Raw genomic sequence first — 17,126 nt, 5'->3', positions numbered from 1 at the left:
AAAATGAAATTTCGTCATAGAATAAAATTTACAATTGATAATATTTCCCTGCATGGGAAACAGGTGCGAGCTGGAATTTTTATGAGCTTTTTTGCATTTCTTGTCCTAGGCGTAACAGTCTTTATTTTTAAAACGACTGGTCAGTTTCGAAAGGATACGCAAAAGGCTTTTGCAGAGGATATCTCTGGTGTTGGATGTATCGAAATCAGTTCGGATGATGAAAAAAAGGCAATGGACTTTATAAACAGAATGCGCACACAGGCTTATATTGCAATGGCAGGTTCTATTTCTGAATATGAAATTTCACAAGAAAACTGGGATGCTGTCAGCACCAGACAATCCGTGAACAAACGAATATTTGACGAACTTAGAGATGCAGATTCATATACGGAAGTATTGTTTGTTCAGAAAGATGTGTTTTCGTTGTTCGATATCAGACTGAAAAAAGGATCTGAAGATGTGAATACGGTGATGAAGAAAGGATATGTTCCGCTATATGTGGGATATAAATATCAAAAAGACCTGAAGATTGGGGATGTTTTGCCGGATTCAGATGATTTTGAATATATGGTGGCTGGATATATAGATAAAAATCAAAGCATGCCAGTGAATTCAATGGTTACAGTGGATAAATTTTCTTTTTATACGACTACATCATTAGATTATGCACTAATTGCTGTTGTGGATTGGGAACCGGATGCATGTGGAGAAAATATGTATTTTGAAATCGCAGATGGCTATAAGTTTCAAGATGTGAAATACAGGTTGACGCTGCTTGCAGGACAGCAAGGGGTGGAAATTGTAGTTTCAAATATAGCTGCAGTAATGGATGCGGCAGATGCGTCTACGAAATCCATAAGGCAGTATTTATTTGACTTGTTTGTAATTGTTGCAATATCTATTTGCGTATCACTTACCTGTTTTCAAAGTATGAATATTCTTACACGGAAATATGAATATGGAATTTTATACGCAAATGGCTTTAACGAAACAGATATGATTTTGATTATTGTTTTCGAGGAATGTTTTAAAATGCTTGTTTCGTTGATTTTGGTACTCCCGGTCCTGTCAATAATTGCAAAATATTTTTTTGAAGCAATTTATGAATCCCAAAGAATTTTAAATCAGATTATGTATAAAAATGTGCTGCCTGTTCTTATTTTGGCAGGGGCGGTTATTACAGCAGTTTCTTCCGTGTTTCCAATTGTGTTAATAAAAAAGAATTCGGCGTCCGAACTGATAGGAGATAAGACATGATTCAATTAAAGAATGTTACAAAGGTATATGAGACAGGTGGAGTAAAGACACCTGCGTTAAATGGAATTTCGCTCGATATAAAAGATGGAGAGTACATATCGATTATGGGGACTTCCGGTTCCGGTAAAAGTACGTTGTTAAATATTTTGGGTGGGATGGATACGTTAACGACTGGGGAATATTATTATAATGACATAGCGGTACATAAGTTAAAAGGGAATGCACTCCATAATTTCCGAAAAGAAAATGTAAGCTTTATCTTTCAGCAATTTGCACTTATGAAGCATTATACAGTTTTTGAAAATGTTGAAATACCGCTAATTGCAAATGGGTTATCCAAAAAACAGAGAAAAGAAATTGTTATGGAAAAACTGAAAGCGATGGGAATTGCAGATCTGGCAAAAAAACTTCCTGCCAATATATCAGGTGGACAGCAGCAAAGATGTGCAATTGCCAGAGCACTGGCATCGGACAGGGATATGATACTGGCAGATGAGCCGACCGGGGCTTTAGACAAAAAGACTGGTGTGGAAATTATGGAAACTCTGCGAAGTGTGAATGATATCGGGAAGACTTTGATAGTCATTACACATGATGAAAAAATTGCAGATATGGGTGACAGGATATTAAATATTGAGGATGGAAGGTTAATATGAGAAAAGTAAGATATAAGACAGCGAGATATAGAACAGGCGTCATTCTTGTGATACTGGTATGTACTATGCTGTGTGGCTGTGGAGAAAAAAAAGCTATATATGATGCAGCTTTGGGAGAGAAAGAAAGTGGATTAAAAGGCAGTTTGTCTGTTCCGAACGTGGTGTCTTATACGTTTGACGGAAACGGAGACAATACGATATCATTAAATACAGAGAATATTATAGTGCCGGAAACAGATTCCATGAAAACTGTATATTATGAAGAAGTAACAGTAGATAATGCATACAAACAGCAGATTGCAGAACATATATTTGAGAAGGATAAAGGGATATATGTATATGATGGAAGCAGTATGTCAGAGGATATGCTTGCGGAGATGGAAGCATATTATCAGAAATGTATAGACATAGCAATGCAGCAAAATGATACAAATGCACTTTCCATGTATAACGATATGTTTGCGGAGATTATAGAGAAAAAGGCATCTGCCAAAGAACTGGAAGCAGCAGGAAATTATGATGTAGATGTTTATATTGGATATATCAATGGCAGACTGTTTCTGCTTGATTTTACTTTGCAAAATGGTGGGTTTGAGCTGAAACGTTATGCGGAAGAATTAAACGCCGAAATGCTTTCGGTAGAAAATGTGACATATGCTATTGCTCATACGCAATATGGGGAGGGTGTGGAGCAGGATTTAGTACAGACGAATGATTTGAATGTAGCAACACTAGGAAAAGAGGAGATGGTTGCACAGGCAGAAGATTTTCTGAAGCGTATTGGAATTACGGATGCAGAGGTTGTGGAAACAGCAGCTTCCGAATGGTTGTGTTATGATTTGGTTCTGGGGCAGAATGAACCGAAGACCGTTTATGATGGCTATTATATCACCTTTGCAGATACGGTTGATGGTTATTCTCCATATATAGGATATTTTGATTTTGTAGAAAGCTTGAATGAATCCGGGGAACGAAAAGAAGGATTAACGACACAGACATATGAAGTAAATATAAATGATAATGGAATTATAGGTGTGGTATGCCATGATAACTATCGAAGAACTGGGAAGGTGGAAGATACAAAGCTGTTAGCATGGGATGATATGCTTACTGTGGCAAATGACAATATTAAAAATTATTATTCAAATAAAAAAATATCGGGAAATATTACCTTTAATTATGTGGAATTGTCGTATTATATGGAGAAACTGAAGGATGGTTCATATGCACTCAAACCAGTATGGGTATTTTTGTCATTAGACGATATGCTGATTACTTATCATTCGGATGTGTATCCAAATGAATTATTGATAATTGATGCAGAAAACGGAACCCCAATTGACATAAAATAGTCAAAGGTTATTGAAAGGAAGAATTAGTTTATTGCGTTGAAGTAAAAAAGTGCTTGCATTATTTTAAAAAGCTGTTATACTATACTCACGCCAACGCGTTAAAGTGAGAAAATAAATAGAAAGAGCGTTGGATAACCCTGGGAGTTTGATCGGCTCATCAGGTGATAAAAAAGATTTAGGAGGAAACAGCGATGATAGGCGGAGATATGATCACGTACAGACCTGATATTCAGGTGCTTGATGCTACAATTCGAGATGGAGGACTTGTCAACGATTTTTATTTTACAGATGAATTTGTAAAAGCACTTTATGAAGCAAATTTGAAGGCTGGTGTTGATTATATGGAATTCGGCTACAAGGCTTCCAAGGAGATGTTCGATGTAGAAAAGTTCGGAAAGTGGAAGTTCTGTGACGAAGAAGCCATTCGCAGTATAGTCGGAGAGAATAATACAGAGATGAAGATATCTGTTATGGCGGATGTTGGAAGATGCGATTACAAGACAGATATTATTGACAGAGCAGACAGTGTTATTGACATGATACGTGTGGCTACATACATCAACACCATGCCTGCTGCGATCGAGATGATAGAGGATGCACATGCAAAGGGATATGAGACGACCTGTAACATTATGGCAATCTCAAAGGATCAGGAGTCAGAGATCGATATCGCTCTTGAGATGTTAGGCAAATCAAATGTAGACGGAATCTACATTGTAGACAGCTACGGATCTTTATACCCGGAGCAGATCCAGAGACTGACACAGAAATATGTGGCAGTTGGAGAGAAATACGGTAAGAAGATTGGTATTCATGCACATGACAACATGAAGATGGCATATGCAAATACTGTTGAAGCAATGAGACATGGAGCAAGCATGTTAGATGGAACGGTAAGCTCTATGGGACGAGGTGCAGGAAATTGCGCGATGGAATTGCTGCTTGGCTTCCTTCGTAATCCAAAGTACAATCTGTACCATATCCTGAAGTTCATTGAGCGTTACATGGTTCCGTTAAAGGAAAAGGGTGATGCTGTATGGGGCTATGATGTACCGTACATGCTGACCGGTATGCTGAACCAGCATCCAAGAGAGGCCATTGATTTCATCAAACAGGGCAAACACGAATACGCTGACATGTACAGCTACTTACTTTATCGCGAATAAGCAACTGTGAGTAGTAGCTTGTGCTGTATTACAGATATTGTTCAGCTTGGCAGATAATAATATATGAAATAAAAATGGAAGACAGTATTTACTATATGTAACAAGTTGGATGTCAAGACTTGCGAATCATATGGAAAACTGTCTTCCATTTTATTTACGCTTTGGAGACTGTAGATATAATATAAGTTCTACGAACTTCGAGCAGTATCTTCAAGACGTACCCCGTTCAGAAAAAGCATTACCAGCCAATGCCGGTACCAGCCGACAGTATGGGTTGACGGATATCAACGATCATAGCGAGGCTTTCGTAATGAGGTTTGCGCTAGCTGCCTGCATTAAGCCCATTGTTTGAGCCTGAAAGGCGAGTTTGGGCGACTGCAGGCAAATGGGCGCGTGAACCGAATAGAAAACGAAGCGTATCGGAGATATCCGTCAACCCATACTGTACGGCGTACGGTGTACGGTGGTGTACAGGAAATAAACAACTGTACAAAATGTGGGGTTTGTGGTATTTTTTACTATATGTGTTTTGACAGTCGATTAGGTGCTGTCAGGCGGTAAGAAATGAAAAATAGATTTGATATAAGAGGTGGCAGATAAGATGGATTATAACAAATTAGCAGAATTAATATTCCCGGATATAACAGGAACGGTAGACGATCTCGAAGCAAGATTTCCAAAGAGAGACTTGCCGGAGGGTGCGAAGGTAACGAGATTTGCGCCAAGCCCAACCGGATATATGCATATCGGTGGTTTATATGCTGCTATGATATCAAGAAAACTTGCAAAGCAGAGCGGTGGTGTGTTTTATCTTAGAATAGAAGATACAGACAGAAAGAGAGAGCTTGAAAATGGCGTGGAGGAGATCATCAATTCCTTAAACAAGTTTGATCTTGGATTTGATGAGGGACCATTTGAAGGAAGCCCTGTCACATATGCACCATATAAGCAGAGCGAGAGAAAAGAGATCTATCAGATTTGCGTTAAGAAGCTGATGCAGGAGGGATATGCATATCCTGATTTTACAACTGCGGAAGAACTGGATGCGATAAGAGCAAAGCAGGAGGCTGCAAAGGTAGATATCGGATATTATGGAGAGTATGCAGTTGGAAGAAATCTGACATACGAGCAGATCGAGGAGAAATTGGCAGCCGGAGAGCCTTATGTTGTCAGACTTAAGAGCCCGGGCGAGGCAGGCAAGACAGTTGTTTACAGTGACCCGATCCGTGGTAAGATCGAGATGCCTGAGAACATGATGGATGTTGTACTGTTAAAATCTGACGGAATCCCAACCTATCATTTTGCACATGCAGTAGACGATCATTTTATGAGAACAAATATGGTCATCCGTGGTGATGAATGGCTTGCATCCTATCCGCTTCATAAGCAGTTATTTGAACTGTGCGGATTTGAACTTCCTGAGTATGCACATATTTCACCAATTATGAAGATGGAAATATCCGTCGATGAGGATGGAAATGAACATCAGCATAAGAGAAAGCTTAGTAAGAGAAAAGACCCGGAGGCAGCCGTTGGCTTCTATCAGGAGCAGGGCTATCCATCCGAGAGTGTACTGGAATATCTGATGACGATCGCCAATTCCAATTATGAGGAATGGCATGCAGCAAATCCGGATAAGACGATCGATGATTTTACATTGTCACTTGCGAAGATGCCGGCATCCGGTGCGTTATTCGACATGGTGAAGTTAAATGATGTCAGCAAAGAGATGATCTCCACATTTTCAGAAGAAAAGTGCTATGAGAAGATCATGGCATGGGCAAAAGAATTTGATGAGAAGCTGTATGAATTTGGCACAAATGATAAAGAGAGCTTCTTAAAGACGATCAGTCTCTGGAAGATGTCCGGAAATAAAGTCCGTAAGGATGTTGGCAAGTGGTCAGATCTGGCAGAGATGTTCGGCTATCTCTATGTGCCGGAGGATGAGCTGAAGCTTTCCTACGAGATCGACGAGAAGTATAATGCAGATCAGATGGCAGAGATCATCAATGAATATAAGAAGGATCTGTTCTTAGATGCTGAGAACTGGTTTGCCGAGATGAAGGTGATGGGCGACAAGCTGGGCTATTGTCCGAATGTCAAGGAGTATAAGAAGAATCCGGATGCTTATAAGGGATCGATCACAGATGTCTGCACGATCGTTCGTGTGGCAGTAACCGGTAAGAAGAATTCACCGGATCTTGCTACGATCATGAACGTGATCGGCAAGGATCGTACGATCGGAAGACTGGATAAGTTCCTGGCAGCGATCGGCAAGTAAGATAATAGAAATACAGGCAGAGTTTTATATATCTTAAAAAGGAGGCAGTGGCGAATCACTGATCGGCAGTAGTGGAATGAAACGTGGAAGTCGACAGGATTTGGCTACGGATGATTATGAAGAAGAAAACATACGAAGGATACACATATGTAGACGGTGGTGTCTGTGCAGCAAAGGGATTTGTGGCAAATGGTATAAACTGCGGACTGAATTCCGATAAGAATAAGAATGATCTGGGTATGGTTTACAGCAGTACAGTCTGTAATGCAGCAGCCGTATATACACAGAACAAGGTAAAGGGTGCGCCAATCCTTGTAACTAAGGAGCATCTGAAGGCAACAGGCGGCAAAGCCATGGCAGTTGTCGTTAATTCAAAGAATGCAAATACCTGTAATGCTGATGGCGTGGAAAAGGCAGAGCGGATCTGTGAGCTGGCAGCAGATGCACTGGGAATCGATGCAGATATGATCATCAATGCATCGACCGGTGTGATTGGTCAGATCATTCCGATCGAACCATTTGAAGAGCACATGAAAGAGCTTGCTGGCGGTTTAAGTGCCGATGGCAATGATAAGGCTGCAAATGCGATCATGACGACAGATACAGTTGATAAGCAGGTTGCAGTAGAATTCACACTTGGTGGCAAGACCTGTCGTCTTGGTGGAATGGCAAAGGGAAGCGGTATGATCCATCCGAATATGGCAACCACGCTGAACTTTATCACAACGGATGTTGCAATCTCAGCCGATATGATCCAGAAGGCTCTGAGTGAGATCGTAAAGGTAACCTATAATTGTCTGTCTATAGATGGTGATACATCGACAAATGATACTTTAAGTGTCATGGCAAACGGACTTGCAGGAAATGAAGAGATCGTAACAGAAAATGACGACTATGCAATTTTCAAGAAAGCACTGTACATCGTTATGGAGTGTATGACGATGATGCTCGCAAGTGATGGAGAGGGCGCAAGCAAGATGCTGGAATGTACAGTATCAGGAGCACCGGATCAGGACACAGCGATCATCGTTGCAAAGAGCATTATCCGTTCCCCACTGACCAAATGTGCGATGTTTGGTGAAGATGCAAACTGGGGACGTATTCTCTGTGCGATCGGATATGCAGAAGCAGATTTCGATATCGATAAAGTAGATGTAGATCTTGAATCTGAGAAGGGAATCGTAGAGGTGTGCAGAAATGGTTCCGGTATTCCATTTTCTGAGGAAAAAGCCTCTGAGGTATTATCTGAGGATGATATCTATATTAACGTCAATCTGAATCAGGGCGAAGCATCCGCCAAGGCGTGGGGCTGTGACCTGACTTATGATTACGTTAAGATCAACGGGGATTATCGTTCATAAATAAAAGGTGGCAGGTCAGATATTGACCTGTCACCTTTTTGCTTAATACCGTGTATCTACTGAAAAGCCTGTTTGCTGCAGGGAAGATTTCGTTATGGTTCGGAACCAGTGAATGGAGGAGTTGTAGTTTCCCTCTACTACTGTTACGGAATCGCTCGTATGTGAGATGACGATAACGGAATGATAATTACCGATCCGGATATGGTCGCCGTTCTTGATTGCGGAGAAATCTTTATGCGTTTTTACAGGTGCATCTTTGCCGAATACAGTATCACTGATCTTTCCGGCAAGGGCGATACAGCCATAGCAGTACATGTTCTTTGCCTTCCAGAAATAGAAGTCGTCATTTGTCCATGTTGTACCTTCTTTATATGTATTCTGTAATGCAAGGATTTTCTTTTTTACAGTCTCTTCACGGGATTCTTTTTTCGCTGCTGTAACAGTGACCTTGCACTTTAATGTCTTTATCTTTCCGTTCTTTTTATAGGTAGCTTTAATAACGGTGGAGCCTGCCTTTTTTGCAGTAACCTTACCTTTCTTTGAAACTGTGGCAATCTTCTTATTAGAAGACTTCCATGTTACCGTTCCCTTTACATTTTTTGTTTTTAACTGGTAAGTTTTGCCCTTCTTCAGCTTTAAAGATGTTTTATTCAGCGCAGCTTTCTTGGCCGTAGTCTTGCTTACGGTAAGGGTGGCATCATTTGTGGTTGTATTTGTAGTAGAAGTGGCAGTGTTTATAGCTGCGGTCTTACTTGTGGCAAGGGCAGCATTGGTGCCTGTGTATGTACTGACAGCGGAAACTGTGCGCTCATTTAAAGTTGCTGCCTGAACTGCTGCCTGTGCTGGCAATGCAGTTACGATAACCATACCGAGCAGGCTGCATCCGATGATTGTACGTTTCCAGAAAGAATTGGAATGTTTCATAGAAATTACCTCCGAATTATGTAATTAAAATATTTGATCTGTTAACTTAATAAGTCCCCCCATATCAGCTAATGCAGATATTTATATTATATATGTAATTTTAGACAGGAACAACCGGAAATATATGGTGATGTCCCATTTTATATTTTAGAATTTCGTACGCAAAAAAGAACTCTATAATGAAATCCTTTTTGGAAGAGGCGCAGCTATGACCCTTTGGCTGATGTCATATATCAATCAGCAATATTCGATATAGCAGATTGGTTATCGACCGGCAGGTGGTCTTATAACGAGACTGCCTGCTTTCTTTAATTCTGTTTCTTTCATATTTGTTCAAAAAACTTCAAAAAAAATGCAAATTAATGATTGATTCTGAACGAAATGTGTGTTAATATAAATCTAAGTTGAACGAATATGATTGATTTTGGATGAAAAATCGGTTATAATGCATATATATGAATTGAATTGCAAATAATAAAATGATTTGATAATAAGGAGACCTATATATATGCTTACGGAAGAAAGATATAACAAGATACTGGAAGCTCTGAAGAACAAAGGAACGATCACAGTTGCAGAAATGACAGAGTGCACAGGAGCATCAGAATCAACCATAAGGCGGGATCTTATCGCTCTCGATGAAATGGGAAAACTGAATAAGGTACACGGAGGAGCTACAGCAGTTGCACACCAGTTTATTGCAGATGAGATTGCGGTCAGTGTAAAAGAGCAGCTCTGTGTGGAAGAAAAGAAAGCAATTGCGCGGTATGCGGTGAATATGATCAATGATGACGATTTTATTTTCATAGATGCAGGAACAAGTACCGGATGGATGATCGAGTATCTGGAATCAACCAGAGCGACATTTGTCACAAACGGAATTGCACATATCAAACGGCTGATGAACAAAGGACTTCGGGCATACATGATCGGAGGACTCGGAAAGCCGGTCACAGAATCTACGGTAGGTGCAGATGCTGTAAATAATATGAAGATGTTCAATTTCTCAAAATGCTTCCTTGGAACCAACGGTGTACATACAGATTACGGTTTCACGACAGTCGATGTAGAAGAAGCACTTGTAAAGATGGAAGCGGTCAACCGATCTTATGCAAGTGTTGTCCTTGCCGATCACACGAAGTTTGACAAGGTTACAGCGGTTACATTTGCAGGAATCAAGAAGGCGTGTATTATCACCGACCGACTTGTAAATGATAAGTATGCAGATGCAACAGTCATAAAGGAGGTAATGAAGGAATGATCTACACAGTAACTTTCAATCCGGCAATCGATTATGTTGTCAGAATAGAAAAACTGGAAATCGGTTCGGTAAACAGAAGCAGAGAAGAAGCCCTGTTCTACGGTGGAAAGGGAATCAATGTTTCGACAGTCCTTAAGAATTTGGGCGTAGATTCTGTAGCACTTGGATTTGTTGCAGGCTTTACCGGAAAAGCGATTGAAGAAGGAGTCGCTGCCCTTGGTGTAAAAGCTGATTTCATCACGGTTTCAGATGGCGTTAGCAGAATCAATGTTAAGCTGAAAGCCGGAGAAGAAACAGAGATCAATGGAAAAGGCCCCAATATCAGCGATGCAGAACTGGAAGAACTTTATAAGAAATTAGATGGTTTAACAGACGGTGACTGTCTGGTTCTGGCAGGAGCGATCCCACCATCTTTACCATCTGATGTGTACGAGAAAATCATGGCAAGACTTGCAGGCAAGAAGGTTGATATCGTAGTCGATGCTACGAAGGATCTCTTGTTAAATGTTCTCAAGTATCATCCGTTTCTTATCAAGCCGAATAACTTCGAGCTTGGAGAAATGTTTGGCGTAACACTTCATTCCGATGAGGAGATTGAAGAATATGCAAAGAAATTACAGGCACTTGGAGCAAGAAACGTAGCGGTCTCTATGGCAGGAGACGGATCTATGCTGATCACAGAGACCGGAGAGACATACAGAATGGGCGTTCCAAAAGGAAAAGTTGTTAATTCTGTAGGAGCCGGAGATTCCATGGTGGCAGGATTTATCGCAAGCTATTTTGCAGAGCATGATTACAAGAAAGCATTAAAATACGGCGCAGCAACAGGCAGCGCAACCGCATTTTCAGAAGGACTTGCAACTAAAGACCAGGTTGAGAAGCTTTTAGGACAATTTTAACAGTTGGGGAAAAGGGAGAAGAACCGACTGACCTGACCAGATCCTGATAAACCGGTATTTGAGTAAAGGAGAATGAGTATGAGAATAAGGGAGTTATTAAAAAAAGAAGGAATTGCCCTTGGTGTAAAAGTAGATTCTAAAGACGCAGCGATCGATTATCTGATCGATCTTCATGCAAAATCGGGCAATATAACAGATAAGGCAGAATTCAAGAAAGGAATTCTTGCAAGAGAGGAATCCGGTTCGACCGGAGTTGGAGAGGGAATCGCAATTCCTCATTCCAAGAATGCAGCAGTTAAGCAGCCGGGACTTGCAGCTATGACAGTACCGGACGGTGTAGATTATGATTCATTAGACGGACAGCCTGCAAACCTGTTCTTCATGATCGCAGCACCGGAAAAGGGCGCAGATGTACATCTGGAAGTATTATCAAGACTCAGTATGTTGCTGATGGATGAGAACTTCAGAGCAGAACTTCTTGCAGCAAAGAATGCAGATCAGTTCTTAGATATCTGCAGCAAATATGAGATGGAAAAGTTCGCGGATGAACTTGGAGAAGCAACAGAAGATAAGAAAGAAAACGCACCGGAAAAGACAGGATACAGAGTCCTTGCAGTTACAGCATGTCCGACCGGTATCGCACATACATTTATGGCAGCGGAAGCCCTTGAGAAAAAAGGAAATGAAATGGGCATTACGATCAAGGTTGAAACAAATGGTTCCGGCGGTGTTAAGAATCGTCTGACAGCAAAGGAGATTGAAGAATGTGATGGTATTATCGTAGCAGCCGATAAGAATGTAGAGACCGCAAGATTTGACGGCAAGCCAGTTCTTTTTACAAAGGTAGCAGATGGTATCCACAAACCGGAAGAGCTTATCAATAAAGTGATCGATGGCAAGGTTTCGGTGCATCATGAGAGTGGAAAGAAAGCAGAGGAAGAAAGCGCAGGCGGAGTTGGAAGTCAGATCTACAAGCATCTGATGAGCGGTGTATCCCATATGCTTCCATTCGTTATCGGTGGCGGTATCATGATCGCACTGGCATTTCTGATCGATACAATCTGTGGATATGGTTCAACCGGTGGTTCAAACTTCGGTACCTGTACACCACTTTCCGCATTCTTTAAATATGTCGGAGATCTGTCCATGGGACTGATGGTTCCGGTACTTGCAGGTTATATCGCATATTCGATCGCAGATCGTCCGGGTCTTGCAGTTGGATTTACCGGCGGACTTCTTGCTTCATCCGGTAATGCAGCGATCGCAAAATATATATGGGCAGGTGCAAGTCTTTCCCCATTCCAGAATTTTATTGCAAAATTCGGTTTTGTAGGCGAAGGCTCCGGTAATACAGTATCCGGTTTCTTAGGTGGTATTCTTGCAGGTTTCCTTGCAGGTTATATCGTACTTTTATTAAAGAAGATGTGTTCAAAGTTCCCTCAGTCATTAGAGGGTATCAAGCCAACATTGATCTATCCGTTAGTTGGTATTTTTCTTGTAGGCGTATTGATGGTATTTATCTTTAATCCATTGATCGGCCTTATAAATACAGGACTTTCCAATATGCTTACATCACTTGCAGATAAGAATCTGTTAGCTCTCCTTGGTCTGATCCTCGGAGCAATGATGGCGATCGACATGGGCGGTCCTATCAACAAGGCAGCTTATGTATTCGGCTCGGGAATGCTTTCTACAGCAGCAGACCTTGTATCAGCCGGTGCATCCCAGAGTGATGCAGCCGTTCAGGCATGTTACATTTCCATGGCAGCCGTAATGATCGGCGGTATGGTTCCACCAATGGGAATTGCACTTGCATGTAAGCTGTTTCCTAAGAAATTCACAAAGGCAGAAAGAGGCTCAGCCGTTTCTAACTTTGTAATGGGTTGTTCCTTCATCACAGAGGGTGCGATTCCATTTGCAGCAGCAGATCCGCTTCATGTTATCCCATGTACCCTGGTTGGTGCAGGTGTAGCAGGAGCATTATCAGCAGCATTCAAATGTACACTGATGGCGCCACACGGAGGAATCTTCGTATTTGCAACAGTAGGACATCCATTATTCTACATTCTTTCATGGGTGATCGGTTCTGTAGTAACCTGTTTACTGCTCGGTCTGATCAAGAAAAATGTAGCAGAAGAATAAAAACAAAAACCCTATCCTTTTTAATAACGGTGGGAACAGAAAGAATCTGTTCCTGCCGGATATAAATAAAACAGGAATATTTCAAATATTAAATCAAAAGTATCAATGTTGATCATGCGTTTGTCCGAATCGGACAAATGATAAAAGAAATAAAAAGAGATATAAAAAGGAGAAGATAATTATGGTATCACAGACAGTTAAAGTTATTAATGAGCAGGGATTACACATGAGACCGGCAGGAGTATTTGCAAAGGAAATGACAAAGTTCAAATGTAACGTAACAATCGATATTGCCGGTAAGAGAATCAACGCAAAGAGCGTTATGCTGATCATTGCAGCATGTATTAAGTGTGGAACAGAGATGACAATTGAGTGTGACGGTGAAGACGAGCAGGCAGCTCTCGCAAAGGCAGTAGAGTTGGTTGAATCCGGCCTTGGCGAATAGTCAGACAGCATTCTTTCATCTGGAAAGCGGGGTAGAAGATATGTTAAAAGGAATAGGCGGCTCAGCCGGTTATGGCATCGGAAAGGTTGTCATCATCAGTGATGGCAAACCGGAATATAAGCAGCATACAGTAACAGATACAGATGCTGAACTTCAGAGATTTGAGAATGCTATGGAAGTTTTTGTTGAAAAGACTCAGAAAATGGCAGATGCAATGAAAGAAAAGGTTGGAGGACATAATGCAGAGATCCTGGAAGGACATATCGTTTTGATGAGTGATCCATTTATGCAGGATCAGGTCAAGGAGTTGATCGGTAATGGCGAATGTGCAGAAGCAGCCGTTGACAGCGTATGTGATATGTTCGTATCCATGTTCTCCCAGGTAGATGATGAACTGACCAGACAGAGAGCAACTGACGTAGGAGATATCCGTGTCCGTATGCTTAAGATCCTTACCGGTACGCCGGATATTAATATCGGAGATGTTCCGGCAGGTACAGTGATCGTCGCAAAGGATCTGACACCATCCATGACAGCAGGAATCGTAAAGGAAAATGTAGCAGGTATTATCACCGAGATTGGCGGTAAGACTTCTCATTCAGCTATTCTTGCAAGAGCACTTGAGATCCCTGCTGTACTTAGTGTAGATGGTATCGTAGATCAGGTGTCCGATGGTATGATGGCAGTTGTAGACGGATGCGAAGGCGTTTGCATCTTAGAACCTGCGATGGATGAGATCGCAGAATATGAGACAAAGCGTGCAGATTACCTGAAAGAGAAGGAACTGCTTGAGATCTACAGAGGAAAAGATACAGTAACTGCTGATGGAACAAAGGTAGCTTTATATGGCAATATCGGCAATCCGGAGGATGCCAAGGGTGTTGTAGCTGCTGATGGTGAAGGCGTAGGCTTATTCCGTACTGAGTTCCTGTTCATGGGAACAGACAGCTTGCCAACAGAGGACGAGCAGTTTGAAGCATATAAGGCAGCAGCCGAGACGATGCAGGGTAAAGAAGTTATTATCCGTACACTGGATGTCGGCGGTGACAAAGATATCCCGTATCTCGGATTGGAAAAAGAAGACAATCCGTTCCTTGGTTTCCGTGCAGTCAGATATTGTCTGAAAAATGAGGACAGCTACAAGGTACAGCTTCGTGCATTGCTTCGTGCGAGTGCATTTGGCGATATTAAGATCATGGTTCCGCTTGTTACCTGTGTGGATGAGATTCGACGGGTAAAAGAACTGGTAGCGGAACTTAAGAAGGAGTTAGATTCAGAGAAAATCGCATATAACAAGGATATTCAGGTCGGCGTTATGATCGAGACTCCTGCAGCCAGCCTGATCGCAGATCTTCTGGCAAAGGAAGCTGATTTCTTCAGTATCGGTACAAATGATCTGACCCAGTACACAATGGCAGTTGACAGAGGAAATGCCAAGGTTGCATATCTGTATTCCGCATACAATCCTGCTGTTCTTCGTTCTATGAAGAATGTTATTGAAGCAGGAAATGCAGCAGGCATCATGGTAGGTATGTGTGGTGAAGCAGCTGCTGATCCGTTACTGATCCCACTTCTGATCTCCTTTGGACTGGGAGAGTTCAGTGTATCGGCAACTTCTGTTTTAAGAACCAGAGGCACGATTGCCAAATGGTCAAAGGCAGATGCAGATGCTCTTGCAGCAAAAGCATTGTCCTTATCCACAGAAGCTGAAGTGGCTGAACTGTTAAAAGCCTCCGCAAGATAAGCGAAAAACCCATATCTGTTTTGTTTGGAACAGAATGAAAGATATTAAAAGCAACTAGTACTATAATTACACCTATTATTCCGCAAGTCGTTTGCACTCTATTTCAACGCAGCGGTACTAAGCTCCTTGCCTATGGCAACTCGCTAAGGACCGGCGTTGAAAAAGGCTTGCTACATAATAGTGTAATATATAGTAACTGTTGCTTTTGTAATATATCGGATAGTTCCAAACAAAACAGATATGAAAGTTTCTGCAATTAACGCAGGATGAACTTTAAAAGTGCATTATTTTTTGAGGCGGTTTTCTGCATATTTGAATAGCCGGGTAAATGTCAAGAATAAATTTTTTACAAAATTTGAAAGCTTGAGTGTGGTTTTTTCCGAATTTCTTACGAAAATTAATTTGCACTGGAATTTTATGGAAAATATTTGGTAATATTAATAATATAGAAGTCTGAAATAAAAAAGTTATTTTTTAGCCGTAGCGGCAAGACGAAACAGGGCACATATTGGCAGTTGGAGATGTTTTCAATAGGTAGAGAGGAAGATAGGTTATGTTTGAAAACGAAAAAGTGAAACATGTAAAATTTGGTGAGGGGAATGTAGTTGAATGTGATGGTACACACATCCGTATTTTATTTCAGTGTGAGAATATAGAAAAGACTTTCACTTATCCGACCGTATTTGAGAAGTTTGTAAGATTTGACAGTCAGGACGCACAGGATAGGGTCACAGATGATCTGAATACCGCAAAAGAGGAGGCTGCAAAGCTGGAAAATCTCAGAAAATTATTCATGGCTGAGCAGGCAAAGAAGCGAAAGCTGGAGAAAGCAGCCAAGGCAGCAAAGAAAAGATAAAGCAAGAGCACCCGGTCGGGGGATCAGCCCATCTTCTTCCATTGAGCGAAGACTGTTGGTCAGAACCTTCTGGCTGATGCCGGTCAGATCACGTTTAAGTTCGTTGAAATAAGGCTACCGCAATCCCATTGGCTTTAGACAATGGGTAGTTCACTACTGAGAATACTTACTTCATAAAAACTTCATACAAAAAAGTTCTTGACTTGGAGTAAGGTTCAAAGAGTATGATAGGAGTGTACGAAAAAGGTATGCTCCTTTTTCGTATATAAATACGGGAAACATCAGAACATAAGAGCATAAGCTCTGAAGCAGGTTTAAGTAAGATGGAGAGTGATAGTATGAAGACTACAAGCAGAGAAGAATTTGAGAAGCAGAACGTATTTGGAACAGGAACAGCAAATACAGCATATGCACAGTATTTTATCGGAGATTCCTTTTTGAATCCACTGACCGATCCCAATAAGACAGCAGTATTTCTTGCAAATGTAACATTTGAACCGGGATGCCGTAACAATTGGCATATCCATCACGCAACAAAGGGCGGTGGACAGCTTCTGATCTGCACAGCCGGAGAGGGCTGGTATCAGGAAGAAGGAAAAGAGGCAGTCAGTCTTGTACCGGGAACTGTAATTACGATTCCGGCAGAGGTAAAGCACTGGCATGGTGCAAAGAAGGATAGCTGGTTTTCCCATATCGCAGTAGAAGTACCGGGGGAGAATTGCAGTAATGAATGGTGCGAACCGATTACAGATGAAGAATATAATAAGTTAGCATAGGAAAGG

14 protein-coding genes and 1 pseudogene are annotated in these 17,126 nt (G+C 41.4%); 13 read left to right on the top strand and 2 right to left on the bottom strand.

The annotated features are described in order from the left end of the window. Window positions 1-3 precede the first annotated feature (3 nt). The 6 genes from DWW43_RS04080 to argJ all read left to right on the top strand — a co-directional run bounded on the left by DWW43_RS04080 (window position 4) and on the right by argJ (window position 8,073). Window positions 4-1,257: an FtsX-like permease family protein gene (locus DWW43_RS04080; RefSeq protein WP_119962802.1), complete on the top strand. Its 1,254-nt coding sequence runs from the start codon at window positions 4-6 to the stop codon at window positions 1,255-1,257. Next, window positions 1,254-1,913 carry an ABC transporter ATP-binding protein gene (locus tag DWW43_RS04075; RefSeq protein WP_119962801.1) on the top strand — a complete coding sequence of 220 codons (660 nt, stop codon included), beginning with the start codon at window positions 1,254-1,256 and terminating at the stop codon, window positions 1,911-1,913. Before DWW43_RS04080 ends, DWW43_RS04075 begins: the two co-directional genes overlap by 4 nt. Beyond that, entirely contained in the window at window positions 1,910-3,265 is a 1,356-nt protein-coding gene (locus tag DWW43_RS04070) for a hypothetical protein (protein ID WP_119962800.1), read from the top strand. Before DWW43_RS04075 ends, DWW43_RS04070 begins: the two co-directional genes overlap by 4 nt. A gap of 191 nt (window positions 3,266-3,456) precedes the next feature. After that, entirely contained in the window at window positions 3,457-4,431 is a 975-nt protein-coding gene (locus DWW43_RS04065) for an aldolase catalytic domain-containing protein (RefSeq protein WP_008400103.1), read from the top strand. A 601-nt stretch (window positions 4,432-5,032) separates the two neighbouring features. Next, window positions 5,033-6,712 carry a glutamate--tRNA ligase gene (gene gltX, locus DWW43_RS04060; protein ID WP_119962799.1) on the top strand — a complete coding sequence of 560 codons (1,680 nt, stop codon included), beginning with the start codon at window positions 5,033-5,035 and terminating at the stop codon, window positions 6,710-6,712. A gap of 116 nt (window positions 6,713-6,828) precedes the next feature. Continuing rightward, window positions 6,829-8,073, top strand: coding sequence for a bifunctional glutamate N-acetyltransferase/amino-acid acetyltransferase ArgJ (argJ, locus tag DWW43_RS04055; RefSeq protein ID WP_044944736.1), 1,245 nt, complete (start codon window positions 6,829-6,831; stop codon window positions 8,071-8,073). Between the two features lie 42 nt (window positions 8,074-8,115). Here argJ and DWW43_RS04050 read toward each other — a convergent pair whose 3' ends face one another. Next, on the bottom strand, window positions 8,116-8,997 hold the full coding sequence (locus DWW43_RS04050; RefSeq protein WP_119962798.1) for an Ig-like domain-containing protein: 882 nt from the start codon (window positions 8,995-8,997) through the stop codon (window positions 8,116-8,118). Window positions 8,998-9,505: 508 nt separating this feature from the next. On the opposite strand from DWW43_RS04050, the gene DWW43_RS04045 reads away from it, so the two are divergent. From DWW43_RS04045 to DWW43_RS04020, 6 genes are all read left to right on the top strand, one after another. Next, the gene (locus DWW43_RS04045; RefSeq protein ID WP_008400090.1) at window positions 9,506-10,258 is read left to right on the top strand and encodes a DeoR/GlpR family DNA-binding transcription regulator; all 753 of its coding nucleotides are present in this window, start codon (window positions 9,506-9,508) and stop codon (window positions 10,256-10,258) included. After that, window positions 10,255-11,157, top strand: a complete 903-nt coding sequence (gene pfkB, locus DWW43_RS04040; RefSeq protein WP_119962797.1) for a 1-phosphofructokinase — start codon at window positions 10,255-10,257, stop codon at window positions 11,155-11,157. The genes DWW43_RS04045 and pfkB overlap by 4 nt, the downstream gene beginning before the upstream one ends. 78 nt (window positions 11,158-11,235) lie before the next feature. Then, entirely contained in the window at window positions 11,236-13,299 is a 2,064-nt protein-coding gene (locus DWW43_RS04035; protein ID WP_044944569.1) for a fructose-specific PTS transporter subunit EIIC, read from the top strand. A gap of 181 nt (window positions 13,300-13,480) precedes the next feature. Next, complete coding sequence (locus tag DWW43_RS04030; RefSeq protein ID WP_008400082.1) at window positions 13,481-13,744, top strand: HPr family phosphocarrier protein; 264 nt, start codon at window positions 13,481-13,483, stop codon at window positions 13,742-13,744. A 40-nt stretch (window positions 13,745-13,784) separates the two neighbouring features. Next, complete coding sequence (gene ptsP / locus DWW43_RS04025; RefSeq protein ID WP_119962887.1) at window positions 13,785-15,488, top strand: phosphoenolpyruvate--protein phosphotransferase; 1,704 nt, start codon at window positions 13,785-13,787, stop codon at window positions 15,486-15,488. A 553-nt stretch (window positions 15,489-16,041) separates the two neighbouring features. Further along, complete coding sequence (locus DWW43_RS04020; protein WP_008400078.1) at window positions 16,042-16,344, top strand: hypothetical protein; 303 nt, start codon at window positions 16,042-16,044, stop codon at window positions 16,342-16,344. Between the two features lie 15 nt (window positions 16,345-16,359). Here the strand turns inward: DWW43_RS04020 and DWW43_RS12275 are convergent. Beyond that, a pseudogene (locus tag DWW43_RS12275) lies at window positions 16,360-16,452 on the bottom strand (winged helix-turn-helix transcriptional regulator); the annotation flags it as partial. Between the two features lie 230 nt (window positions 16,453-16,682). On the opposite strand from DWW43_RS12275, the gene DWW43_RS04010 reads away from it, so the two are divergent. Next, entirely contained in the window at window positions 16,683-17,120 is a 438-nt protein-coding gene (locus DWW43_RS04010; protein ID WP_119962796.1) for a cupin domain-containing protein, read from the top strand. Window positions 17,121-17,126 lie beyond the last annotated feature (6 nt).

Origin of the sequence: Clostridium sp. AF15-41, assembly GCF_003604095.1 — a bacterium.
Classification (GTDB): Bacteria; Bacillota; Clostridia; order Lachnospirales; family Lachnospiraceae; genus Coprococcus.
This window is presented reverse-complemented; position numbering and strand designations above follow the sequence as displayed.